This is a genomic window from Paracoccus zhouxuedongae (assembly GCF_041927815.1).
In the GTDB taxonomy this organism is placed as follows: Bacteria; Pseudomonadota; Alphaproteobacteria; order Rhodobacterales; family Rhodobacteraceae; genus Paracoccus.
The window spans coordinates 152840-177508 of sequence record NZ_JBHFHM010000007.1 but is presented as its reverse complement, the minus strand read 5'-3'; the positions used below and the strand labels follow the sequence as shown (position 1 = coordinate 177508).

The 24669-nt window shown below is 65.6% G+C and carries 24 protein-coding genes; 11 read left to right on the top strand and 13 right to left on the bottom strand.

The features are described 5' to 3' along the window. Both ACEYYA_RS10410 and gmk read right to left on the bottom strand, forming a co-directional pair. A complete protein-coding gene (locus ACEYYA_RS10410; RefSeq protein WP_374800339.1) occupies positions 1-522 on the bottom strand; it encodes a gamma carbonic anhydrase family protein in 522 nt (173 codons plus the stop codon). After that, complete coding sequence (gene gmk / locus ACEYYA_RS10405) at positions 519-1148, bottom strand: guanylate kinase (protein WP_374800413.1); 630 nt, start codon at positions 1146-1148, stop codon at positions 519-521. The genes ACEYYA_RS10410 and gmk overlap by 4 nt, the downstream gene beginning before the upstream one ends. 223 nt (positions 1149-1371) lie before the next feature. Between gmk and ACEYYA_RS10400 the strand changes: the two genes are divergently transcribed. After that, complete coding sequence (locus ACEYYA_RS10400) at positions 1372-2121, top strand: PAS domain-containing protein (RefSeq protein WP_374800337.1); 750 nt, start codon at positions 1372-1374, stop codon at positions 2119-2121. A gap of 59 nt (positions 2122-2180) precedes the next feature. Here the strand turns inward: ACEYYA_RS10400 and ACEYYA_RS10395 are convergent, their stop codons facing one another. Then, positions 2181-3551, bottom strand: a complete 1371-nt coding sequence (locus ACEYYA_RS10395; RefSeq protein WP_374800335.1) for a class II 3-deoxy-7-phosphoheptulonate synthase — start codon at positions 3549-3551, stop codon at positions 2181-2183. 153 nt (positions 3552-3704) lie between these two features. On the opposite strand from ACEYYA_RS10395, the gene ACEYYA_RS10390 reads away from it, so the two are divergent. From ACEYYA_RS10390 to ACEYYA_RS10360, 7 genes are all read left to right on the top strand, one after another. Beyond that, positions 3705-4742 (top strand): GlxA family transcriptional regulator, encoded by a 1038-nt coding sequence (locus ACEYYA_RS10390; RefSeq protein WP_374800333.1) that lies wholly within the window; start codon positions 3705-3707, stop codon positions 4740-4742. Positions 4743-4861: 119 nt separating this feature from the next. Further along, entirely contained in the window at positions 4862-6043 is a 1182-nt protein-coding gene (locus ACEYYA_RS10385; protein ID WP_374800331.1) for an ABC transporter substrate-binding protein, read from the top strand. Positions 6044-6150: 107 nt separating this feature from the next. Then, entirely contained in the window at positions 6151-6933 is a 783-nt protein-coding gene (locus ACEYYA_RS10380; RefSeq protein WP_374800329.1) for an ABC transporter ATP-binding protein, read from the top strand. Beyond that, positions 6930-7757, top strand: coding sequence for an ABC transporter ATP-binding protein (locus ACEYYA_RS10375; protein WP_374800327.1), 828 nt, complete (start codon positions 6930-6932; stop codon positions 7755-7757). Before ACEYYA_RS10380 ends, ACEYYA_RS10375 begins: the two co-directional genes overlap by 4 nt. A 3-nt stretch (positions 7758-7760) precedes the next feature. After that, positions 7761-8132, top strand: coding sequence for a hypothetical protein (locus ACEYYA_RS10370; protein WP_374800325.1), 372 nt, complete (start codon positions 7761-7763; stop codon positions 8130-8132). Then, positions 8132-9142 (top strand): branched-chain amino acid ABC transporter permease, encoded by a 1011-nt coding sequence (locus ACEYYA_RS10365; protein WP_374800323.1) that lies wholly within the window; start codon positions 8132-8134, stop codon positions 9140-9142. Before ACEYYA_RS10370 ends, ACEYYA_RS10365 begins: the two co-directional genes overlap by 1 nt. Before the next feature lie 11 nt (positions 9143-9153). Continuing rightward, on the top strand, positions 9154-10497 hold the full coding sequence (locus ACEYYA_RS10360) for a branched-chain amino acid ABC transporter permease (protein ID WP_374800321.1): 1344 nt from the start codon (positions 9154-9156) through the stop codon (positions 10495-10497). Positions 10498-10512: 15 nt separating this feature from the next. On the opposite strand, the gene ACEYYA_RS10355 is transcribed toward ACEYYA_RS10360, so the two are convergent. Both ACEYYA_RS10355 and ACEYYA_RS10350 read right to left on the bottom strand, forming a co-directional pair. Next, positions 10513-11475 carry an alpha/beta hydrolase gene (locus ACEYYA_RS10355; protein ID WP_374800319.1) on the bottom strand — a complete coding sequence of 321 codons (963 nt, stop codon included), beginning with the start codon at positions 11473-11475 and terminating at the stop codon, positions 10513-10515. Then, positions 11463-12215 carry an alpha/beta hydrolase gene (locus tag ACEYYA_RS10350; RefSeq protein ID WP_374800318.1) on the bottom strand — a complete coding sequence of 251 codons (753 nt, stop codon included), beginning with the start codon at positions 12213-12215 and terminating at the stop codon, positions 11463-11465. Before ACEYYA_RS10350 ends, ACEYYA_RS10355 begins: the two co-directional genes overlap by 13 nt. A gap of 198 nt (positions 12216-12413) precedes the next feature. Between ACEYYA_RS10350 and thrS the strand changes: the two genes are divergently transcribed. Continuing rightward, positions 12414-14372, top strand: coding sequence for a threonine--tRNA ligase (thrS, locus tag ACEYYA_RS10345; RefSeq protein WP_374800316.1), 1959 nt, complete (start codon positions 12414-12416; stop codon positions 14370-14372). Between the two features lie 199 nt (positions 14373-14571). Continuing rightward, the gene (locus ACEYYA_RS10340; RefSeq protein WP_374800314.1) at positions 14572-14778 is read left to right on the top strand and encodes a cold-shock protein; all 207 of its coding nucleotides are present in this window, start codon (positions 14572-14574) and stop codon (positions 14776-14778) included. Positions 14779-14832: 54 nt separating this feature from the next. Here the strand turns inward: ACEYYA_RS10340 and ACEYYA_RS10335 are convergent, their stop codons facing one another. The 8 genes from ACEYYA_RS10335 to ACEYYA_RS10300 all read right to left on the bottom strand — a co-directional run bounded on the left by ACEYYA_RS10335 (position 14833) and on the right by ACEYYA_RS10300 (position 23294). Further along, positions 14833-15153: an arsenate reductase family protein gene (locus tag ACEYYA_RS10335; RefSeq protein ID WP_374800312.1), complete on the bottom strand. Its 321-nt coding sequence runs from the start codon at positions 15151-15153 to the stop codon at positions 14833-14835. A 95-nt stretch (positions 15154-15248) separates the two neighbouring features. Beyond that, positions 15249-16520, bottom strand: a complete 1272-nt coding sequence (locus ACEYYA_RS10330) for a DUF3422 family protein (RefSeq protein WP_374800310.1) — start codon at positions 16518-16520, stop codon at positions 15249-15251. Positions 16521-16690: 170 nt separating this feature from the next. Beyond that, entirely contained in the window at positions 16691-18172 is a 1482-nt protein-coding gene (locus tag ACEYYA_RS10325; protein ID WP_374800308.1) for an NAD(P)(+) transhydrogenase (Re/Si-specific) subunit beta, read from the bottom strand. A 10-nt stretch (positions 18173-18182) separates the two neighbouring features. Then, complete coding sequence (locus ACEYYA_RS10320) at positions 18183-19754, bottom strand: Re/Si-specific NAD(P)(+) transhydrogenase subunit alpha (protein WP_374800306.1); 1572 nt, start codon at positions 19752-19754, stop codon at positions 18183-18185. 182 nt (positions 19755-19936) lie between these two features. Further along, positions 19937-21886: a DNA topoisomerase IV subunit B gene (gene parE / locus ACEYYA_RS10315; RefSeq protein WP_374800304.1), complete on the bottom strand. Its 1950-nt coding sequence runs from the start codon at positions 21884-21886 to the stop codon at positions 19937-19939. A 75-nt stretch (positions 21887-21961) separates the two neighbouring features. After that, positions 21962-22345: a type II toxin-antitoxin system death-on-curing family toxin gene (locus ACEYYA_RS10310; protein WP_374800302.1), complete on the bottom strand. Its 384-nt coding sequence runs from the start codon at positions 22343-22345 to the stop codon at positions 21962-21964. Next, positions 22342-22587, bottom strand: coding sequence for a type II toxin-antitoxin system Phd/YefM family antitoxin (locus ACEYYA_RS10305; protein ID WP_374800300.1), 246 nt, complete (start codon positions 22585-22587; stop codon positions 22342-22344). Before ACEYYA_RS10305 ends, ACEYYA_RS10310 begins: the two co-directional genes overlap by 4 nt. A 59-nt stretch (positions 22588-22646) precedes the next feature. After that, positions 22647-23294, bottom strand: a complete 648-nt coding sequence (locus tag ACEYYA_RS10300; protein ID WP_374800298.1) for a glutathione S-transferase family protein — start codon at positions 23292-23294, stop codon at positions 22647-22649. A 114-nt stretch (positions 23295-23408) separates the two neighbouring features. Between ACEYYA_RS10300 and ppk2 the strand changes: the two genes are divergently transcribed. Beyond that, entirely contained in the window at positions 23409-24575 is a 1167-nt protein-coding gene (gene ppk2 / locus ACEYYA_RS10295; RefSeq protein ID WP_374800296.1) for a polyphosphate kinase 2, read from the top strand. Positions 24576-24669 lie beyond the last annotated feature (94 nt).

Genomic DNA, 24669 nt, shown 5'->3' with positions numbered 1-24669 from the left:
TCAGTCGATCCGCTTCAGCCCGGCGCGGAAGCGCGCGGCGTTGTGCTGATAATGCAGCGCACTGGCGATCAGCCGCTGGCGCGCGGCCTCGTCCAGATCGCGCACCACCTTGCCCGGCGCGCCCATCACCAGCGATCCGGGCGGGATCACCTTGCCCTCGGTCACCAGGGCGCCCGCGCCGATCAGGCAGCCTTCGCCGATCATCGCGCCGTTCAGGATGGTCGCGCCCATGCCGATCAGCGCGCCGTCACCGATGGTGCAGCCGTGCAGCATCGCCTTGTGGCCGATGGTGCAATTCGCGCCGATCACCAGCGGAAAGCCCATGTCGGTATGGCAGACCACGTTTTCCTGAAGGTTCGACCCGTCCCCGACCTTGATCACCTCATTGTCGCCGCGCAGCGTGCAGCCGAACCAGATGCTTGCGCGCGGCCCCACGACGATCTTGCCGATCAGATTGGCGTCATGGGCGACAAAGGCGTCCTCCGCGATCTGCGGGCGGTGGCCATCCAGTTCAAAGATCATGACGCTTCCTTGTCCAATGCGCGCAGGAACGGGGTCAGCCCGGTGCGGCGGTCGCGCTTCAGCCGCTCGGCCCGGATGATGGCGGTCAGGTCGTCGAAACAGGCGTCGATATCGTCATTGACCAGCACGTAATCATATTCGGCCCAGTGGCTGATCTCGGCCATCGACTTGTCCATCCGCGCCCGGATCACCGCGTCGCTATCCTGCCCGCGCGCCCGCAGGCGGCGTTCCAGTTCGGCAATCGAGGGCGGCAGGATGAAGACCGACACCACATCGCGCCCAAGCGCCGAGTTGCGGATCTGCTGGCCGCCCTGCCAGTCGACGTCGAACAGCGTGTCGCAGCCCCGCGCCATCGCCGCATCGACCGGGGCGCGCGGGCTGCCGTAGAAATTGCCAAAGACCTGCGCATGTTCCAGCATCCCGCCGCTATCGACCAGCGTCCGAAACCGGTCGAGGGTCAGGAAATGGTAATGCTGCCCGTCGACCTCGCCCGCGCGCGGCGGGCGCGTGGTGGCGCTGACCGAAAAGCACATGCTGGGATCCCAGTCCATCAGCCGCCGCGACAGGGTGGATTTCCCCGCGCCCGAGGGCGAGGAGAGGATCAGCAAAAGCCCCCGCCGTTCCAGGGCAATGGGTGTGGCGCGGGTCGGGTCTTGGGTCATGCGCAGCCTCCGTCAGCCTGCCCTTCCATCCCGCAGCGATGGGCCAAGGTCAAGGTGCATGGGGCTGCGGGGGCAACGGGACTGCGTTAACTATTTGGCAAGAAAGTCCTGAAATCCCGGCCCGGATCGGCTATGATCGGCGCAGGCCCAAGGCTGATGGCGGACGGGTCGGTGAAGGAACAGGGTCATGGGTCAGGATTTTCACGGCGGCGGGGAACAGAACGGCGGCACGGTGGGGCAACCGCCGCCGGGGGATCCCCGCATCCTGCCGCTGGCCGATTTCGACCGCCGGATCGCGCATCGCACCATCACCGAGTTGCGCAGCTATTGGCAGGGCCTGCTGCGCGGCCGCGCCGTGCCCGAACGCGCCCAGATCGACCCTCGCGCGATCGAACGCACGCTGGAATATGCCTTCATCCTCGAACGGGTGGCGGCGGGCCATGCACGGTTCCGCATCGCCGGGATGCATCTGAACGACCTGATGGGGATGGAGGTGCGCGGGATGCCGCTGGCATCTTTCTTCACACCGGATGCGAGGTCAAGGCTGCAAGCCCTTCTGGAACAAGTCTTTTCCGGCCCCGAGATTGTCGAACTTCGGCTTGAGGCCGAACCGGGTTTCGGCCGCCCCGCGTTGCCCGCGCGGATGCTGCTGATGCCGCTGCGGTCCGATCTGGGCGATGTGACGCGCGCGCTTGGCTGCCTGATCGCCGAAGGCCCGCCGGGCCGCGCGCCGCGCCGCTTTGGCATCGCCACGGCCCAAGCCTTTGCGGTGATCCCCGGTGCGCCGACCGGGCCGCGCCCCGATCTGCCGAAAGCTGCCCCACCCCAAGCCCCGCCGCAGGCCGAAGCGCCCCCGGCCGCTCTCCGGCCAGCTCCGCGCGGCCCCGGCCCCGACACACCCGAGGGACGCCGCGCCCGGTTCCATATTGTCACCTGAGTGCCAAAAGTTACGGGCCGCCCCCTCGGACGGCCCGTTTTTCTTTTCATACCAGCAGCTTACAGCGCCGCAGCCAATTCCGACCGGCGCCGGTCCTGCAATTCCTCGGCCACCAGGAAGGCCAGTTCCAGCGACTGACTGGCGTTCAGACGCGGGTCGCAGGCGGTATGATAGCGCGAGGACAGATCCTCATCCGTCACCGCCGACACGCCGCCGGTGCATTCGGTGACATCCTGGCCGGTCATCTCGAAATGCACGCCGCCGGGGATCGTGCCCTCGGCCTTGTGAACCGCGAAGAACTCGCGCACTTCGCGCAGCACCGATTCAAAGGGCCGGGTCTTGAAGCCCGAGGCCGATTTGATCGTGTTGCCGTGCATCGGGTCGCAGGTCCAGACGACATTCGCGCCTTCCTCTTGCACGGCGCGGATCAGGCGCGGCAGGTGGTCGCCGACGCTGCCCGCCCCGAACCGCGCGATCAGCGTCAGCCGACCCGGTTCATTCGCCGGATTCAGCTTGGCGATCAGCGCCTTGAGATCGCTTTCGCTGATCGAGGGACCGCATTTCAGCCCAATCGGGTTCTGCACGCCCCGGCAGAACTCGACATGCGCGCCATCGACCTGGCGGGTGCGGTCACCGATCCAGATCATGTGACCCGACCCCGCGACCGGCAGGCCGGTGGTGCTGTCGATGCGGGCCAGAGCCTCTTCATATTCCAGCAGCAGGGCCTCGTGGCTGGTGTAGAAATCGACGCTGCCCAGTTCCGGCACATTGTCCGAGGTCACGCCGGTCGCCCGCATGAACTCCATCGTGTCGGCGATGCGGGTGGCGATCTCGCGGTAGCGGGTGGCCTCGGCGCCTTCGGCAAACCCGGCGATCCACGTCTGCACGCGGTGCATGTCGGCATAACCGCCGGTCGAGAAGGCGCGCAGCAGGTTCAGGCTGGCGGCGGCCTGGGTATAGGCTTGCAGCATCCGGCCCGGATCGGGGATGCGCGCTTCGGGGGTGAAGTCGAAGCCGTTGATGATGTCGCCGCGATAGCTGGGCAGCTCGACCCCGCCCATCGCCTCCATCGGGGCGCTGCGCGGCTTGGCAAATTGCCCGGCCATGCGCCCGACCTTGACCACCGGCAGTTTGGCGCCCCAGGTCAGCACGACCGCCATCTGCAACAGCACCTTGAACGTGTCGCGGATGTTGTCGGCGGAAAACTCGGCGAAGGATTCGGCGCAGTCGCCGCCCTGCAACAGGAAGGCGCGGCCCGCCGCGACCTCGGCCAGCGACCGCTTCAGGCGGCGCACCTCACCGGCGAAGACCAGCGGCGGGTATTTGCCCAGTTGCCCCTCGACCTGCGCCAGGGCGTCAGCATCCAGGTAATCGGGCATCTGCACCCGCGGCTTCGCCCGCCAATCCGATTTCGTCCAAGCCTGCGCCATGGCAACCCCCACATGATCTGCGCGTGCTTATAGCCAGCCCGCCGGGGGGTTGCAAACCGTTCCCGTTCGCGCAAACGCCGCGCCTGCGAAGTGCCCGGCGGCCTCCACGCCCCCCCTTGCAAGGTCGCGGCAAAAGCAGGATGACTGGCGATCATGTCCAAGCCACGCCGCTTTTTCTTCGTCCTTCTGGACCGCTTCACGATGATGTCGCTGGCCGGCGCGGTCGAGCCGCTGCGGCTGGCCAATCGCGCCGCCGGGCGCACGCTTTATACATGGCGGCTGTTGGGCGAAGGCGGGCTTGAGGCGCGCTGTTCCAATGGCGCGCGCATCGGGCTGGATGGCGGGCTTGGCGCCGATGACGCCGACGACCTGACGCCCGACGATACGATTCTGGTGATCGGCGGCATCGACGTGGCCGATGCGACGACGCGGCCGGTGCTGAACTGGCTGCGCGCCCGCGCCCGTCGCGGCGGCCCGGTGGGCGGGCTGTGCACCGGCGCCTGGGCGCTCGCCCGCGCGGGCCTGCTCGAGGATCGCCGCGCCACGATCCACTGGGAAAATCAGGACGGTTTCGCCGAGGATTTTCCGCGGGTCGAACTGGTCAAGTCGGTCTTCGTGATCGACGGCAAGCGGTTGACCTGCGCGGGCGGCATGGCCTCGACCGATCTGATGCTGCGCCTGATCGCCACCGACCATGGCGAGGAACTGGCCGCGACCGTCGCCGACCAATTGATCTATACCACCATCCGCACCGGCCAGGACAGCCAGCGGCTGTCGATCCCCACCCGGATCGGCGTGCGCCATGGCAAGCTGGCGCAGGTGATCGGCCGGATGGAGGCGAACCTGGAAGACCCGATCAGCCCGGCGATCCTGGCCGAACAGGTCGGCATGTCGACGCGCCAGCTGGAACGGCTGTTCCGCCGCTATCTGCACCGCAGCCCGAAACGCTATTACATGGAAATCCGTCTGGCCAAGGCGCGTAACCTGTTGATGCAGACCGATCTTCCGGTGATCGAGGTGGCGCTTGCCTGCGGCTTTGCCAGCCCGTCGCATTTTTCCAAATGCTACCGCGCGCAATATGGCAGCACGCCTTACCGCGAACGCGGCGCGCTTGGCGGACCCGAGGACGAGGCGCCCGAGGTCGAGATCGGCCCGATGGCCGATGCAACCTTCGACGACGATCTGGACTAAGACCGCCGCTTTTCCCGGCGCGCGAACAGATCGGTTCAAAACACCCGTTGCGGCTTTTCTTTTCTGTCGGCCACGTTAATGTCGCCGACAGGAACTTGTTCCAACACGGGAGTTACAACATGAAAAAACTGCTTCTGGCCTCGGTCGCCGCATTGGTTGCGGGCGCCGCCAGCGCCGAAGAGATCAAGATGGGTGTCTCGCTGGGCTTCACCGGCCCGCTGGAATCCATGGCCCCGCACATGGCGGGCGGCGCCGAGCTGGCCTATAAAGAGGTCTCGGAATCAGGCAAGCTGCTGGGCGGCACCACCGTTGTCGCGGTGCGCAGCGATTCCACCTGCACCGATGCCGCCGCGGCCACCGCGGGCGTCGAAAAGCTGATCACCACCGAAGGCGTCAAGGGTATCGTCGGCGGCATGTGCTCGGGCGAGGCGACGGCCTCGTTGCAGAACGTCGCCATGCCGAACGGCGTTGTCATGATCTCGCCCTCGGCCACTTCGCCCGCGCTGTCGAACCTGGAAGATGGCGGGCTGTTCTTCCGCACCGCGCCTTCGGACGCGCGTCAGGGCGAAGTTCTGGCCGATCTCTTGATCGCCAAGGACATCAAGGAAGTCGCCGTCACCTTTACCAACAACGACTATGGCAAGGGCCTGGCCGACAGCTTTGCCGCGGCCTTCGCGGCCAAGGGCGGCAAGGTGACCGTTTCGGCGCCGCATGACGATGGCAAGGCGGATTACTCGGCCGAAGTCGGCGCACTGGCCGCCGGTGGTGGTCAGGCGCTGGTCGTGGCGGGTTACGCCGACCAGGGCGGCGCGGGCATCCTGCGCGGCTCGATCGATCAGGGCGCGTTCGACAAGTTCGTCCTGCCCGACGGCATGGTCGGCAGCGGTCTGGAAGAAAAGTTCGGCAAGGAGCTGGACGGCTCGATCGGCATCAACCCGGCCTCGGACGGCCCCGGCCGCGCCAAGTTCGAGGAAATGGCGAAAGCCGCCGGTTTCGATCCGAACTCGCCCTATTCGGGTGAGGCCTATGACGCCGGTGCGCTGATGCTGCTGGCCATGCAGGCTGCCAACTCGTCCGATCCGAAAGTCTGGAAAGACAAGGTGATGGACGTGGCCAACGCGCCCGGCGAAAAGATCCTGCCCGGCGAGCTGGCCAAGGGGCTTGAGCTGCTGGCCGCTGGCACCGACATCGACTATGACGGCGCCAGCTCGGTCGAGTTCGTGGGCAACGGCGAAAGCGCCGGCAGCTTCCGCGAAACCGAAGTCAAGGATGGCAAGTTCACCACCGTGACCTTCCACTAAGCCTGACCAAGATCGGCAGCCCGGATCATCTCCGGGCTGCTTTTCCATAAAAACAAGCCGTTGAACGGCGAACTTCACATCAGATGTGAAGAATATCAGGGGACCCCATGATCCGGGTTGAAAATCTTTGCAAACAGTTCGGCGGCTTCCGTGCCGTCGACGGGGCGAGCCTTGAGATCGCCACCGGCTCGATCACCGGGCTGATCGGCCCGAATGGCGCGGGCAAATCCACCTTGTTCAACGTCATCGCCGGGGTCCACAAGCCGACCAGCGGCCGCGTCATCATGGATGGCGAGGACATCACCGGCCTGCCCCCCCACGCCCTGTTTCACAAGGGCTTGCTGCGCACCTTCCAGATCGCGCATGAGTTCGCCTCGATGAGCGTGCGGGAAAACCTGATGATGGTGCCTGCCGGTCAGACCGGCGAAAGCATCCTGAACACCTGGACCCGCCGTGGCCGCATCCGCGAGGAAGAACGCGCCCTGCGCGCCAAGGCCGATGAGGTGCTGGATTTCCTGACCATCACCCATGTCGCCGATGAAAAGGCGGGCAACCTGTCGGGCGGGCAGAAGAAGCTGCTGGAACTGGGCCGCTGCATGATGGTCGAGGCCAAGATCGTCTTTCTGGATGAGGTCGGCGCCGGGGTGAATCGCACGCTGCTGAACACCATCGGTGATGCCATCGTGCGGCTGAACCGCGAGCGTGGCTATACGTTCTGCGTGATCGAACACGACATGGATTTCATCGGCCGCCTGTGCGATCCGGTGATCGTCATGGCCGAGGGCAAGGTGCTGGCCGAAGGCCCCGCCGCGCATATCATGGAAAACGAGGCCGTGATCGAGGCCTATCTGGGCCGCGGCCTGAAAAACAAGGACATGGTGGGCGCATGAGCGGAGCCAGTGAATTCGGCGGGCGCGGCAACCGCGACGCTTCCATCGTCAACACCCATGGCCGGGGCAGCATCGACACCAGCCGCAAATCCGGCCCCGTCGCCCCGGCGCACGCTGGCGACCCCTTCCTGATCGGTGAGGCGATGACCGGCGGCTATGGCGCGGCCGACATCCTGCACGGCTGCACGCTGGCCGTCGAACGCGGCAAGATCGCCGTCATCGTCGGGCCGAACGGCGCGGGCAAATCGACCGCGATGAAGGCCGTGTTCGGGATGCTGACCCTGCGCCAGGGCCGCGTCGTTCTGGATGGCGAGGACATTACCGCGCTGTCGCCGCAGGACCGGGTGGCCAAAGGCATGGGCTTCGTGCCGCAGGTCAACAACGTCTTCCCGACCATGAGCGTTCAGGAAAACCTGGAAATGGGTGCCTTCCTGCGCCAGGACGATTTCCGCCAGACCATCGAACAGGTCTATGAGCTGTTCCCGATCCTGCGCGAGAAACGCCACCAGAATGCGGGCGAATTGTCGGGCGGGCAGCGCCAGCAGGTCGCCGTGGGCCGGGCGCTGATGACCCAGCCCAAGGTCTTGATGCTGGACGAACCCACCGCCGGGGTCAGCCCGATCGTCATGGACGAATTGTTCGACCGCATCATCGAGGTTGCGCGCACCGGCATTTCCATCCTGATGGTCGAACAGAACGCCCGTCAGGCTCTGGAAATTGCCGATGTCGGCTATGTGCTGGTGCAGGGCGCCAACAAATACACCGGCACCGGGCGCGAGCTGATGGCCGATGACGAGGTGCGCCGCACCTTCCTGGGGGGCTAGGCGATGCGCAACCTTTCGATTGCCGCGCTGATCGCGGCCGCCCTTCCGGGGCTGGCGGTGGCGGGTCCGGCGCAGATTCTGGACTGCGCCTTTGCCACCGAATGCCTGGACGGCGATTGCGCCGCCTCGGGCTATGCGCTGACGCTGAACGTCACTGATGCGCCGGACGCCGTGACCGCCGAACTGCGCGACGATGCCGAGACCGCGCAACTGCGCGGCCAGCGTCACGGCGGCGCGCTTGCGCTGGATGCGGGGACCACCCTGCCCGCCCGTCTGGTCAGCATCGGCGCTGATGGTGCGGCGCGTTACACCACCCATCTGACCGACCCGGTGATGTCGATCACCTATGTCGGCCATTGCAAGGAAGCCGCGTGATGGACTTTCTCAACGCCCTGGTGGCGCTTCTCAATTTCGTCATCATCCCGGCCTCGGTCTATGGCGCGCAACTGGCGCTTGGGGCTTTGGGGGTGACGCTGATCTATGGCATCCTGCGGTTCTCGAACTTTGCCCATGGCGACACCATGGCCTTTGGCACCGCGGCGACGATCATGGCGACCTGGGGGCTGCAAGCCGCGGGCATCAGCCTTGGCCCGCTGCCGACCGCGCTTTTGGCGCTGCCCATCGGCATTGCGGTGACCGCGCTTCTGGTGCTGGCGACCGACAAGGTGGTCTATCAGTTCTACCGCCAACGCCGGTCCGATCCGGTGATCCTTGTCATCGCCTCGATCGGGGTGATGTTCGTAATGAACGGCGTCACCCGCTTTCTGATCGGCGTCGAGGAAATCCAGTTCGACGACAGCGCCCGGTTCCTGATCAACGTCCGCGACTTCCGCGAGGCGACGGGGCTGGACGAAGGCCTGGCCCTGCGCACCAACCAGGTGCTGACGCTGGTCACCGCCGCGATCTGCGTCTGGGTGCTGTTCTGGTTCCTGAACAAGACCCGCACCGGCAAATCCATGCGCGCCTATTCCGACAATGAGGATCTGGCGCTTTTGTCGGGCATCAACCCCGACCGCGTGGTGCGCATGACCTGGGTCATCGCCTCGGCGCTTGCGGTGATCGCGGGCACGCTTTACGGGCTGGACAAGTCGTTCAAGGCCTTCAACTATTTCCAGCTTCTGCTGCCGATCTTCGCCGCCGCCATCGTCGGCGGCCTGGGCAGCCCGCTGGGCGCCATCGCCGGGGGCTTTGTCGTGGCCTTCTCGGAAGTCGGCGTGACCTATGCCTTCCGCAAGGTCGTGGGCTATCTGGGGCCAGAGGGCTGGCAGCCCGATTCCATGCTGCAACTGCTGTCCACCGAATACAAGTTCGCGGTCAGCTTCGTCATTCTTATCATTGTGTTGCTGATCAAGCCCACCGGGCTGTTCCGCGGCAAGTCGGTCTAGGGGGGCTGGTCATGGCTGGAAAACGTCAGGAAGCGGCCGGTTCGGTCTGGCGCGCACCGGTGCTGTTTGCGGCATTGGCGCTGCTCTTTGTGCTGGAGGGTACGGTCTCGAACAGCCTGTTCTCGGGCAATTGGAACACCTCGCTGGGCATTCTGAATATGGGGCTGATCTCGGCCATCATGGCCTTGGGCGTGAACATGCAATGGGGCTATGCGGGGCTGTTCAACACCGGGGTCGTCGGATTTGTCGCGCTTGGCGGGCTGGCACCGGCGTTGATCGCCATGCCCTCGGTTCCCGGCGCGTGGGAGGCCGGGATGCCGCGGCTGTTCGCCGGTCTGGCGATCGGCCTGCTGACCGTCGCCGCCGCGATCTGGACCTGGGGGCGGATGTCGCGCAGCCGGGCGCGTCCCTGGGCGGTGCTGGCGCTGCTGGTCGTCGGGCTGGCGATCTATCGCTATGTGCTGGACCCGGCGGTCGCGGCGATTGAATCGAACAACCCCTCGGGTGCCGGGCATATCGGCGGGCTTGGCCTGCCGGTTCTGCTGGCCTGGCCGGTCGGCGCGCTGTTTGCCGCCGGGGCCGCCTGGATCGTCGCCAAGACCGCGCTTGGGCTGCGGTCGGACTATCTGGCCATCGCCACCCTGGGCATCGGCGAGATCATCGTGGCCATCCTGAAGAACGAGGATTGGCTGGCCCGCGGCGTCAAGAACGTCGTCGGCATCCCGCGCCCCGTCCCCTATGAGATCGAGCTGCAAGCCGACCCGGCATTCGTCGAACGCGCGGCCGGTTGGGGGATGGATGTCACGACCGCTTCGACCATCTGGGTCAAGGTGCTTTACGCGGGCCTGTTCGCGGCGGTTCTGGTGGCGCTGATCGTGCTGGCGGAACTGGCCCTGCGCAGCCCCTGGGGCCGGATGATGCGCGCCATCCGCGATAATGAGACCGCCGCAGGCGCGATGGGCAAGAACGTCACCGGCCGGCATTTGCAGATCTTCATCCTGGGCGCTGCCGTCATCGGCCTGGCTGGCGCCATGATGATCACGCTGGACGGGCAGATGACGCCCACCACCTATAACCCGCTGCGCTATACCTTTCTGATCTGGGTGATGGTGATCGTCGGCGGGTCGGGCAACAACTGGGGCGCGGTGCTGGGCGGGATGCTGATCTGGTATCTGTGGATCAAGGTCGAGCCTTGGGGTGGCGCGCTGATGCAGCTTGTCACCTCGGGCATGGCCGAGGGCTGGCTGAAATCGCACCTGCTGAACAGCGCCGCGCATATGCGCCTGCTGACGATGGGGCTGATCCTGCTTCTGGTGCTGCGTTTCGCGCCGCGCGGGCTGCTGCCGGAACGCTGAAAGACCGGGCGCGGGTCAGTCGATGGCCCGCGCCCAATCCAGGATCAGATCGCTGACCGGCCCGGTCTGCGAGGGGCTAAGGATGTCGCCCGCGATCACATGGGCATAGGGATCATCGCCCGGCCCCATCACAAGCTGCTGCGCTGTGACCGGCCCACCCCAGCGGGCCGCGACCTGCGCGGTCGTCGCGGGCGAGACCACCTGATCGGCCCCTGCGGTCAGCACCAGAAGCGGCTGGCGCGCATCCGCGTAATCGCCCCGCGCCGCGTGATCAGCCAAAGCCGCCATCGGAAACAGTGCGACCGTCGGATAGCAGGTCGTCCAGAACCGCGCATGATCGGCGTTGATCGGGTCGAAGCAGCGTTCCCGCCCGGCAACCAGCGGCCCCCAATGGCGCGCAAAGGGCCAGGTCAGAATCGTCGCCGCCGAACTGTTCAGCCCGAAATTGGGCGAGATCAGCACCAGGGCGTCGATCTGCCCGCCCAGACCCTGCTGACGCGCGGCCTCGGCCGCCAGCGTCCCGCCGGTCGAGGTGGCGATGACCAGCACCCGCCGCCCCAGCCGATGCCCGATCGCCAAGGCCCGCGCCGTGTCGTCCATCCAGTCGCGCACGGTGGGGCCAGCCATCGCGTCGCCACCCTGGCCATGCCCGGCCAGCCGCGCGAAATAGAGGTTCGCGCCAAGGCCAGCCGCCACCCGGTCGGGAACCGGGCGGATTTCCTGCGGCGTGGCGGAAAAGCCGTGCAGATAGATCACCGCCCAGTCGGTCTGGGCGCCCGGCGCCCCGGCCCAGATCACGCGCGCCGCCAGATCGGGATCGACCCCCGCCTCATGCGCGGCAATGTCGGCGGCAAGGTCCGCACCCAGATCGGCGGCCCCGGCGCGCGGGGTCAGATGGACCGGCTCACGCGGGCCGATGGCAAAGACCGCGCCGACCAGCAGCGCGCCAAAGGCCGCCGCGCCCATCAACCGGCGCATGTCAGCACCTCGGCCACCGCGGTCTCGATCAGCCGCAGGCAGGGATCGGTTGAAAAGCGGTGGTCGGCGCCCTTGACCAGGGTCAGGCGGATGTCCGGCCCGGTGGCGTGATCCAGCAGATCCAGCGCCCAATCCATCGGCACATCGGCATCATCGGTGCCCTGCAACAGCCGCACCGGACAGGGCAGATGCAGCGCCTCTGTCATCACCAGATGATCGCGGCCATCTTCGATCAGGCGGCGGGTGATGACATAGGGCTCATCGCCGTAATCGCTGGGCAGCGCGATCTGGCCCTCATCCATCACCTGCGCACGCTCGGCATCTGAGAACCCGGCCCAGAAGCCCGCTTCGGTGAAATCCGGGGCGGCGGCGATTGTGACAAGGCCGGCCAGCCGCGCGCCCAGATGATCGCGCGCGATCAGCAGGCTGATCCAGCCGCCCATGGATGATCCGACCAGCACCACCGGCCCCTCGGTCAGCGCGTCAATCGCGGCCCGCGCGTCCGCCGCCCAATCGCCGATGCAGCCATCGGTGAACGCGCCCGAGGATTGCCCATGCCCGGAATAATCGAAGCGCAGAAAGGCCTGCCCCCGCGCCCGCGCCCAGGCCTCCAAAGCGAGGGCCTTGGTCCCCTCCATGTCGGATTTGAACCCGCCCAGAAACACCACGGTCGGGCCGCACCCTTCGGTCTTGTGATGGGCCAGGCGGCGCCCGCTGGCGGTGTCAAGGAACTGCGGCATCATTCTTTCCCCTGCGCGGATGGCGATGTGGCTTGAGTATTTGGACAAAGAGGAAGCCCATTTCCGCTTTGCCCAAATACTCATCCGTCCCCGCCACCCTTACCCCGGTTGACAGGGACGCGCAAAGGGCGCATCACGCCGCCACATACCCGCAACCGGGCGTTCCGTGGGCGCCAAACCGACGAGGAGAACGGCACGATGGCCGATATTTCCCTGACATTCCCCGATGGCAATATCCGCAGCTATCCCGCAGGCATCACCGCCGCCGAGGTGGCGCAATCCATTGCCCCGAGCCTTTCAAAGGCCGCGATCTCGGCCCAGCTTGACGATGCGCATTGGGATCTGGCCTGGCCGATCACCCGCGACGCGCGGCTGTCGATCAACACGCTGAAAGACCCGGTTCCGGCGCTGGAACTGATCCGGCACGACCTGGCGCATGTGATGGCGCGCGCGGTGCAAGAGCTGTGGCCCGACGTCAAGGTGACCATCGGCCCAGTGCGCGATAACGGCTGGTTTTACGATTTCGACCGCGCCGAACCCTTCACCCCCGAGGATCTGGGCGCGATCGAGGCGAAGATGAAGCAGATCATCAACGCCCGCGACCCGATCCGCACCGAGGTCTGGGACCGCGCCCGTGCCATCGCCCATTATGAGGCAGCGGGCGAGCCCTACAAGATCGAGCTGATCGACCGCATCCCCGAAGGCCAGGATATCCGCATGTATTGGCATGGCGACTGGCAGGATCTGTGCCGGGGCCCGCATTTGCAGCACACCGGCCAACTGCCCGCCGATGCCTTCAAGCTGACGCATGTGTCCGCCGCCTATTGGCTGGGCGACAACACCCGCCCCATGCTGCAACGCATCTACGGCGTGGCCTTCCGTAACCGCGATGAGCTGAAGACCTATACCACGATGATGGAGGAGGCAGCCAAGCGCGACCACCGCAAGCTGGGCCGCGAGATGGACCTGTTCCACATGCAGGAGGAGGCGCCGGGCCAGGTGTTCTGGCATCCGAACGGCTGGACGATCTACACCCAGTTGCAGGATTACATGCGCCGCCGCCAACGCGCGGGCGGCTATGTCGAGGTGAACACCCCGCAGGTGGTGAACCGCAAGCTGTGGGAAGCCAGTGGCCATTGGGACAACTATCAGGAAAACATGTTCATCGTCGAAGTCGATGAGGAACATGCCAAGACGAAAACCGTCAACGCGCTGAAGCCGATGAACTGCCCCTGCCATGTGCAGATCTTCAATGTCGGCATCAAATCCTATCGCGACCTGCCCCTGCGCATGGCCGAATTCGGATCCTGCGCGCGCTATGAACCTTCGGGCGCGCTGCATGGCATCATGCGGGTGCGCGGCTTTACCCAGGACGACGCGCATATCTTCTGCACCTTCGATCAGGTCGAGGCCGAAAGCCGGAAGTTCATCGAATTCCTGTCGCAGATCTATACCGATCTGGGCTTTCAGACGTGGCGCATCAAACTGTCCACGCGACCGGAAAAGCGGGTGGGCAGCGAGGAAAGCTGGGACCGGATGGAGGCGGCTTTGGCCAATGCCGTCACCGCCGCCGGCCACAGCTATGAGATCTTCCCCGGCGAGGGCGCCTTTTATGCGCCCAAGCTGGAATTCGTGCTGACCGACGCCATCGGGCGCGACTGGCAGTGCGGCACGCTGCAACTGGACCCGAACCTGCCCGAACGTCTGGATGCCAGCTATATCGGCGAGGATGGCAACCGCCATCGCCCGATCATGCTGCACCGCGCGGTTCTGGGCAGCTTTGAACGCTTCATCGGTATGATGATCGAAAACCACGCAGGCAAGCTGCCCTTCTGGCTGGCCCCGCGTCAGGTCGTGGTCGCCTCGATCGTGTCGGATGCCGATGATTACGTCACCGAAGTGGTCGAGGCCCTGCGCCGCGCCGGTGTCCGGGCCGAGGCCGATACGCGCAACGAAAAGATCAACTACAAGGTGCGCGAACATTCGGTCGGCAAGGTGCCGGTGATCCTGGCACTGGGCGGGCGCGAGGTCGAAAGCCGCAGCGTCTCGGTGCGCCGTCTGGGGCAGGACGGGTCGCGGACGATGGCGCTGGATGATCTGGTGGCGGAACTGGCGCGCGATGCACTGCCGCCCGATCTGCGCCCGACCGAGACCTGAACCGTTTCGTCCAATCTGCGGGTCACGCAGCCAGAGCGACGGATTTTTCTTGCCTTTGCAGGCGAATCTGTCACGCTTTGGCTTGCGTGACTTCAGACTTTCTACCGCCTCCCCTTTCGGGGCATGCCGGACGACCGAAGGCCTGGCTGCACGGCCCGGTCGCGCGTTGCAACCGGGATCACTGAAAGGGAGAAGACGGATGGCCACCGGCACCGTGAAATGGTTCAACACCACCAAAGGTTATGGCTTCATCGCGCCCGATGACGGCGGCAAGGATGTGTTCGTGCACATCTCGGCTGTCGAACGTGCGGGCCTGAAGGGGCTGAACGACAACCAGAAAGTCAGCTATGAATTGCAGTCGGGCCGCGACGGGCGCGCCTCGGCCAGCGATCTGCAACTGCTGTAATCGGCGCCCCATGCGCGCGAACGGCCCGCGTTGCGCGGGCCGTTTTTCATGGGATCAGGCGACGCCCAGATCGGCCTGCACCGCCTTGGTCCAGCCCAGATGCAGGCGGCCCTGATCGTCGCGGATCACCGGGCGCTTCATCAGCGTGGGATGGGCGGACAAAAGCGCATCCGGCCCCTGCCCGCGCGCGCCCTCATCCAGCTTGCGCCAGGTCAGCGAGGCGCGGTTGATGATCGTGTCGCCAAAGGCCGCGATCAGCTCGGCCCGTTCATCCGCGGACAGCGGATCGGTGCGGATGTCGCGGAAATCGGCACCGGGCAGCGCGGCCCGCGCCTTGCGCACCGTGTCGCAGGTGGTGATGCCCCAAATCTGCATCAGATGAACGGCACGAACGGCACACCGCAGCCCGCAAGCGCCGTCAGCGCGGCCAGAATGGTCAGGGTTTTCAAGGTCTTGCGCATGATCTGTCCTTAGTGGATGCGGTTCTTGATGTGCCGCACCATAAGCCAGACACAGATGACGACAAGGGGGACGATGCCGGCCAGCATCACTTCCTTGCTGATGTGCAGGGGCTTGGCCAGCGGATAAAGCAGATAGCCCGCCAGGCTGACGGCGTAATAGCTGATCGCCACGACCGACAGGCCCTCGACCGTTTCCTGAAGCCGCAGTTGCAGATCGGCGCGCGCATCCATGCTTTCCAGAAGGTTCTGGTTCTGCGCGGCGCGTTCGACATCGACCCGCGTGCCCAGCAACTCACCGGCCCGCGCGGCGCGTTCGATCATCGCCTGAAGCCTGCGCTCGGCGCTGCGGACGGTGCGCATCGCCGGTTCAAAGCGGCGCGACATGAACTCATCAAAGGTCTGGCGACCGGCGAAACGCTCTTCTCGCAGGCCGCGGATCCGGTCATGCACGATCGCCTCATAGGCGGGGGTCGCGCCGAAGCGGAAGGACAGCTGCATCGCCAGGCTTTCCAGCCGAGCCGAAATGCCCAGCAGGTCGTGCAACGTGGCTTCCGACGGGCGCGACTGATCGGCCATGTGCTCGACAAGCGCCGCCAGTTCCGGCTCGATCGCATTCAGCCGCGCGGTCACGTCGCGGGCACGTTTCAGGCCCAGCATCGCCATGGCGCGATAGGTTTCGATCTCCAGCAGCCGCTGGACGATGCGGCCGATGCGCCCCGGCCCGGTGCCGGGGCGAACGAAGACGGCAAAGCGCATGTGGCCGGCGGGGTCGATGCGGAAATCGGTGGCGATGATGGCCGCACCGTCGATGGCCGTCGCGGCGGTCAGGCTGTCGGCGGAAAACCAGTCGCTGATGCGGGCGTCGACCGCGCCCGGATCCTCGGGCATGTCCTCGACCCGCACCAGGACCGAGGCCAACCGCTTGCCCGGCGCGACGGCCTGCCAATCCTCGGGGAAGATCGCGGCCTGGGCCGGGTCAAACGGCGGCTGGGTCAGCCCGTCACGGAAGGCGGTATAGCTGACGAACTCGGCATAGCTTTCCCAGCGGATCACCGCGCCGCCCATCTGCCGCATGTCATGGGTCGCGTCATCGCCGACCGCCTCACCCGTCAGTGCCGCCAGATGCGCCCGGTCGCGCGCGCGGTCGCGGCTGGCGGCATCGCGCGGCTCCTTGAAGGCCAGATACACGGCCTCGCAGGGGGCGCTCAACCGGGGCGAGGGCCGCGCGTGAAGTTCATTCACCAGGGCATAGCGTTGCGGATGGTCGATATCGGTCATCATATGATCCCCGGCCGCATCGCTGCGGCGATGGCAGAGCCTCCGGCGGGAGTATTTAGGAACAGAAGAAGTGGCTTTCTTCTGTTCATGAATACTCCGCGGGGGTGGTTCGGAGGGGGCGCGAAGCCCCCTCCGTCCGCGATCTGGCAAGGGGCAGTCGCCCCCCGCCTGCTTCAGTCGATCATCGGCAGCAGGCCATCGAGCGACTTTTTCGCATCGCCATAGAACATCCGGGTATTTTCCTTGTAGAACAAGGGGTTTTCGATCCCGGAATAGCCGGTTCCCTGGCCGCGCTTGCTGACGAAGACCTGTTTCGCCTTCCAGACCTCCAGCACCGGCATCCCGGCGATGGGGCTGTTCGGGTCTTCTTGCGCGGCCGGGTTCACGATGTCATTGCTGCCGATGACGATCACCACGTCGGTATTGGGGAAGTCCTCGTTGATCTCGTCCATTTCCAGAACGATGTCATAGGGCACTTTCGCCTCGGCCAGCAGCACGTTCATATGGCCCGGCAGGCGGCCTGCGACCGGGTGAATGGCGAAGCGGACCTCCTTGCCCTTGGCGCGCAGCTTACGGGTCAGCTCGGACACGCTTTGCTGGGCCTGGGCCACCGCCATGCCATAGCCCGGCACGATGATGACCGAATCCGCCTCGTTCAGCGCCGCCGCCACGCCCTCGGCGTCGATGGCGATCTGTTCGCCCTCGATCGCCATGGCCGGGCCGGTTTCGCCGCCAAAGCCGCCCAGGATCACGCTGATGAACGACCGGTTCATCGCCTTGCACATGATATAGGACAGGATCGCGCCCGAAGAGCCGACCAGGGCGCCGACCACGATCAGAAGGTCATTGCCCAGGGTGAAGCCGATGGCCGCCGCCGCCCAACCGGAATAGCTGTTCAGCATCGACACGACCACCGGCATGTCGGCGCCGCCGATGCCCATGATCAGGTGATAGCCGATGAACAGCGCCAGCAGCGTCATCAAGAGCAGTGTCCAGATACCCGCGCCGTTCATGTAAAGCACCATGAACAGCAGCGACAGCGCCGCCGAACCGGCATTCAGCATATGTCCGCCCGGCAGCTTTTTCGGCTTGCCGTCGATGCGGCCGGCCAGCTTGCCAAAGGCCACGACCGAGCCGGTGAAGGTCACCGCACCGATAAACACGCCCAGGAACACCTCGGCGCGCAGCATGGTCAGTTCGGCCGGAGTCTTGTGGGCCAGCACGGCGGCGAAGCCCTTGAAGACATAGGCGGCATCCTCGGCCCGCAGGCGCAGCACGCGCATCATCTCAAGATGGGCGTTATAGCCGACAAAGACCGCGGCGAGGCCCACCAGGCTGTGCATGGCCGCCACAAGCTGCGGCATCTCGGTCATCTGCACGCGCTTGGCGACATACCAGCCGCCCGCGCCGCCAATCGCCAGCATCACCAGCGACAGGAACCAGTTGCCCGCGCCCGGCCCGATCAGCGTGGCCACCACCGCCAGCCCCATGCCGACAATGCCATACCACACCGCGCGCTTGGCGCTTTCCTGGCCCGAGAGGCCGCCCAACGACAGGATGAACAGCACCGCCGCCACCACATAGGCCGCCGTCGTCAGCCCATAGGCCGGCAGGTCATGGACCGCGATGGCGGGAAGTTCGATCAGATTTGCCATGACGATCCCCTTACGATTTCTGGAACATGGCCAGCATCCGGCGCGTGACCAGGAAGCCGCCAAAGATGTTGACCCCGGCCATCAGCACCGACAGCGCCGCAAGGATCACGACCAGCCACGACCCCGAACCGATCTGCATCAGCGCACCGACGATGATGATCGAGGAAATGGCGTTCGTCACCGCCATCAGCGGCGTATGCAGCGAATGGCTGACATTCCAGATCACCTGGAAGCCGATGAAGACCGACAGCACGAAGACGATGAAATGCTGAAGGAAGCTGGCGGGGGCGACCATGCCGACCGCCAGCATCGCCAGACCGGCGACGGCCAGCAGCGTGACCTGGCTGCGGGTCTGGGCCTTGAAGGCGGCGGTTTCCTGGGCGCGACGTTCCTCGGGGGTCAGCTCTTTCGGCTTGTCCTTGGGCTTGGCGGCGGCAATCGCGGCCACCTTGGGGGGCGGCGGCGGGAAGGTGACGGCGCCTTGATGCGCGATGGTCGCGCCGCGGATCACGTCGTCTTCCATGTTATGCACGATCTGGCCGTCCTTGCCGGGCGTCAGATCGGCCATCATGTGCCGGATATTGTTGCCATAAAGGTTCGACGCCTGGGTCGCCATGCGCGACGGGAAGTCGGTATAGCCGACGATGGTCACGCCATTCGGGGTGACGATCTTCTGCTCTGGGACGGTCAGTTCGCAGTTGCCGCCCTTTTCGGCGGCGAGGTCGATGATGACGCTGCCGGGCTTCATCGCCTCGACCATATCCTTGGTCCACAAGACGGGAGCATCGCGGCCGGGGATCAGGGCGGTGGTGATGACGATATCCATCTGCGGCGCCAGTTCGCGGAACTTCGCCAACTGCTTTTCGCGGAACTCGGGGGATGAGGGGGCGGCATAGCCGCCCGTCGCCGCGCCGTCCTGGGCCGGTTCGAACTCAAGGAACACGAACTCGGCGCCCATCGATTCGATCTGTTCGGCCACCTCGGGGCGCACGTCGAAGGCATGCACGACCGCGCCCAGGCTGACGGCGGTGCCGATCGCGGCCAGACCCGCGACGCCCGCGCCGACGACCAGCACCTTTGCCGGCGGCACCTTGCCCGCCGCCGTCACCTGACCGGTGAAGAACCGGCCAAAGTTGTTCGCCGCCTCGATCACGGCGCGGTAGCCCGCGATATTGGCCATCGACGACAGCGCATCCATCTTCTGCGCGCGCGAGATGCGCGGCACCATGTCCATGGCGATGACGCTGGCGCCCTGGCGGTTGGCCAGATCCATCAGATCCTTGTTCTGCGCGGGATAGAAGAACGAGATCAGCGTCTGGCCCTGCTTCAGGCGCTTGACCTCGACCTCCTCGGGGGGGCGGACCTTGGCCACCACATCGACCGCCTTGAACAGCGCCGCGGCGGTCTTTTCCACGGTGACGCCCGCCGCCTGATAATCGGCATCCGAAAAGCCGGCCGCCTTGCCCGCCCCGGATTCGACGAAGGTTTCATGGCCCAGCTTATGCAACTGCGCGGCGCTTTCGGGTGTGATGGCGACGCGCGCCTCGCCCGGATGGATTTCCTTCGGTGCCCCGATCTTCACGGCGTCTCCCTTTCGTTTCGCGCGATGCGCGCGGCTGTTCCCGACCGCACCGGACGGCCGCCGCGCGGACGGTCCGAAATGGCCTGATCCCCCATATCATCACGCAATATTGTTGCGCAAGGCAACCGGCAGCCTGCCGTTCTGCGACGAATGGACGTGACGTGATGCAGCCGCAGAAAGGTCTAGACGTCAAGCTCTTCCACGAAGCGGGCGCGCTCGGTGATGAACTCGAACCGCAGTTCGGGTTTCTTGCCCATCAGCCGTTCGACCAGATCGCCGGCATCGGGGTCGTCGTCGATGCTGACGCGGATCAGGCGGCGGGTGTTGGGGTCCATCGTGGTGTCGCGCAGATCCTTGGCGTCCATTTCGCCCAGGCCCTTGAATCGCTGCACGTCGATCTTGCCGCGCCCGCCAAGGCCCGCCGCCATCAGATCGTCCTTTTCGGCATCCGACCCGACATAGACCCGCTGCGCGCCTTGCGTCAGCCGATACAGCGGCGGGCAGGCCAGATACAGATGCCCGCGGTCGATCAAGGGCCGCATCTGGGTAAAGAAGAACGTCATCAGCAGGCTGGCGATGTGGGCGCCGTCGACATCGGCATCGGTCATGATGATGATCTTGTCATAGCGCAGATCGTCGACGTTGAACTTGGTGCCCATGCCGACACCAAGCGCCTGGCAAAGGTCGTTGATTTCCTGGTTCTGCCCCAGCTTGGAGCTGGCCGCGCCCAGCACGTTCAGGATCTTGCCGCGCAGGGGCAGCAGCGCCTGTTTCGCCCGGTCGCGCGCCATCTTGGCGCTGCCACCGGCGCTGTCGCCCTCGACGATGAACAATTCGGTGCCGTCGCGGTTGGTGGCCGAACAATCGACCAGCTTGCCCGGCAGCCGCAGCCGCTTGGTCGCGGATTTGCGCTGCGTTTCCTTTTCCTGACGGCGGCGCAGGCGTTCCTCGGCACGCAGGATCAGGAAATCCAGGATCGCGCCGGCCGATTTCGGATCGGCGGCCAGCCAGTTGTCGAAATGGTCCTTGACCGCGCCCTCGACCAGCCGCTGCGCCTCGACCGTGGCCAGGCGGTCCTTGGTCTGGCCGACGAATTCGGGTTCGCGGATGAAGCAGGACACCAGGGCGCAGCCGCCGGTCAGCAGGTCGTCGCGGGTGACATTGGCGACCTTCTTGTTGCCGGCGCGTTCGCCATGGGCGCGGATACCCTTGAGGATCGCGGCCCAGAAGCCCGCCTCATGCGTGCCGCCCTCGGGCGTGGGGACGGTGTTGCAATAGGACTGGATGAAGCCGTCGCGCGCGGGCGTCCAGTTGATTGCCCATTCCACGCTGCCCGGCACGCCGAACTTTTCCTGAAAGCCGACCTTGCCCGCGAACGGGCGGTCGGCATAGGTCGTCGCACCCTCAAGCGTCTCGATCAGGTAATCGGACAGCCCGCCGGGGAAATGGAAGGTCGCCTCCATCGGCATGTCGCCATCGGGGATCTCGGATTTCCAGCGGATTTCGACGCCTGAGAACAGATAGGCTTTCGACCGCACCATCTTCATCATCCGGCCTGGGCGGAAGCGGTGGTGGCCGAATATCTGTTCATCGGCGTGAAAGCTGACGCTGGTGCCGCGCCGGTTCGGGGCGGCGCCGATCTCTTCGACCGGCCCCTGCGGGATCCCGCGCGAGAACCGCTGTTCGTAAAGCTCGCGGTTGCGGGCGACCTGCACCACCATGCTGTCGGACAGCGCATTGACGACCGAGGCCCCGACCCCGTGCAACCCGCCCGAGGTCTGGTAGGCATCGCCCGAGAACTTGCCGCCCGCGTGCAGCGTGCACAAGATCACCTCAAGCGCGGATTTGCCGGGAAACTTCGGGTGCGGGTCAATGGGAATGCCGCGGCCATTGTCGCGGATGGTGACGGTGTAATCGGCGGCCAGCTCGACCTCGATGCGGCTGGCGTGACCGGCGACCGCCTCGTCCATCGCATTGTCCAGGATCTCGGCCACCAGATGATGCAGCGCGCGTTCGTCGGTGCCGCCGATATACATGCCGGGCCGCTTGCGCACCGGCTCAAGCCCCTCAAGCACCTCGATGGATGAGGCGTCATAGGTTTCCTGCGCGGGGGACAAAAGGTCGTCGGCCATGATCTGCTCTTATGGTTCTTGTGAGGGGGCATTAGACCACGCCGCGCGGTGCGGGTGCAAGTCGGCAAGCCGCCCCTAACGCGGCGCCAGGTCGCGCAGCCATTCGGCCAGGTCGCCATCGTCGATCTGGCCTTGGGCAAGGGCAATGATGCGGTCGCCCAGAACCTCATCGGCGACATCGGGCAGGTCGATGCCGTTCATGTCCAGGCAGACATGCAGCGCGCGAAAGGCCGTGCGCTTGTTGGCGTCGTTGAAGCAATGGCCCTGCGCAATCGCCATTGCGTAAAGCGCCGCCAGATCAAAGGCATCGCCCACCATCCCGTAAGCCAGCCGGTTTTCGACCCGCGACAAGGCCCCGGCCAGCGATTTGTCGCGCGCCAGCCCCTGCAACTCGCCGGGGTTCAGAACCTGATCGTGGATCAGGACCACCAGGTCGACATCCAGAAGTCGCAGGCTCATTTGTCGCGCAGGTAATCAAGAACCGGCTGCGACCGCGCGCGGGTGCGCCGCAGGCTTTCCAGCACTTCCTCGCGGGTGGCGACGCGGTGATCGGTCTCGGTCGCCTCGGCAGGCACCAGATAGCCGACCAAGGCCGAGTTCTTCAGGATCGCCACCGGCTTGCCGCCCGAGCGTTCAAGCACCTTATGGGGTTCGCGCAGTTCGGTCATGGTGGCGATATGGTTGGTCAGAAGACGGGTCATGGCGCGGCCTTTGATCTTGCATTGTGTATTACAATATACATTTCAGCGCGGATTTCAAGTCAGGCCAGAAGCTCGGCCTCACGCGCGGCCCACATGGCGCGGAAGGCGGGGCGGGATTGGCAGGCGGCCAGCCAGTCGCGGGTGGCGGGGTAATCCGCCCACAGCGCCGCATGGGGCTGGGCGTAGCGCAGCACCTCGGCCAGGTTGATGTCGGCCACGGTGAAGCGCCCGCCGACCGGGTGGCCATGGCGGGCCAGTTGCGCCTCGATCACCGCCAGCGGGCGGCGCAGGCGATCGACGGCTTCGGTGACGGCCGCACCATCGCCCTGCCCCGCACCATAGGCCATCTGGATGGCCAGCGTGTGATCCTCAAGCGCGGTGGCGGCGTAAAGCGCGGCGGCGATCATCTGCGCGCGCTCGGCCCCGTCGCGCGGGCCAAGCGGGCTGCCCTCGGCCAGATGCAGGTTGATCGCCAGCGATTCCGTCAGCACCAGGTCGCCATCGACCAGTGCCGGGATCGCGCCGGTGGCGGTGATCGCCAGATAATCGGGATGGGCGGTGTGCAGCATCCGCGCCGCCTGATCGTCGCTGATGCGGTAACGCTGCACCACCGGCACATGGGCCACGTCGCGCCCCAGTTCGCCCAGCAGCCACAGGTTCCGGCTGGCGCGCGAGCGATAGCAGCCATAAAGCGTGATCATAGGCATTTTTTCCCGATTATTGCGGTTTTCTGTCAGTTTGTTGATGCGTATCAAAGCACAAGGCGCCCCGCCGCGCTAGGCAAGGCGCAGATCGTTTGCGTGAAAGGGAGAGGTTTGACGATGACCGAGACAGAAACGCCCCGCTCCTCGGTGGACAAGGCTGCGGCAGATAAAGCGGCGGCAGACAAGGCGGGCGCGGCCAAGACGGCAGCCCGGACGGCCGAACCCGTCGCCAGCGGTGCGGGGCAGACCGGCGAGGCCCCGGCCAGCGAAGGCCCCCGCGCCTTTCCCCGCCTTGACGCCAACCAGATCCGCCAAAGTTTCGAATCCGGTCGCTACCCCTATGCGCATCGGCTGGGCCGCGCCCCCTATGAGGCCGAAAAGGCCCGCCTTCAGGCCGAATTGCTGAAGGTGCAGCTTTGGGCGCAGGAAACCGGCCAGAAGTTCGTGATCCTGTTCGAGGGCCGCGACGCGGCTGGCAAGGGCGGGACGATCAAGCGGTTCAACGAACACCTGAACCCGCGTCTGGCGCGTGTGGTGGCCTTGCAGAAGCCCACCGACCAGGAGCGCGGCCAGTGGTATTTCCAACGCTATGTCAACCACTTGCCCACCGCGGGCGAGATGGTTTTCTATGACCGGTCCTGGTATAACCGCGCCGGCGTGGAACGGGTGATGGGCTTTTGCACCCCCACCGAATACCTTGAATTCATGCGCCAGGCGCCCGAGTTCGAACGGATGCTGGTGCGGTCCGGCATCCGGCTTTACAAATACTGGTTCTCGGTTACCCGCGACGAACAGCGCCGCCGTTTCAAGGCACGCGAGACCGACCCGCTGAAACAGTGGAAGCTGTCGCCCATTGACAAGGCGAGCCTGGACAAATGGGACGACTATACCGAGGCGAAAGAGGCGATGTTCTTTTACACCGACACCGCCGATGCGCCCTGGACCATCGTCAAGTCGAACGACAAGAAGCGTGCCCGGCTGAACTGCATGAAGCATTTCCTGGCCTCGCTGGATTATCCCGACAAGGATGTCGAGCTGGTCGGCAGCCCCGATCCGCTGATCGTCGGCCATGCCAGCCATGTGGTGCATCATGCCGATCACATCCTGGGCGCGGCGCTGCACCCCGAGGTCCGCAAGGCCGCCCCGGCGCGCAAGGCCAATGCTGCGACGAAACCCGCTGCGGCGAAATCCGAGGCGGCAAAATCGGCGGCAAAACCGGGGGCCGGTTCGGCGGCAAAGCCAGCCGCCACGCCCGCCACCAAGGGCCCCGCCACCAAGGGCTAAGACAGGAACGGGCGGTCCCAAGGGGCCGCCCGTCTTTCGTGATCGTCATGCGACACCCCGGTCGCCAACCCGCTTGCAGATGCGGTTGGGCGGG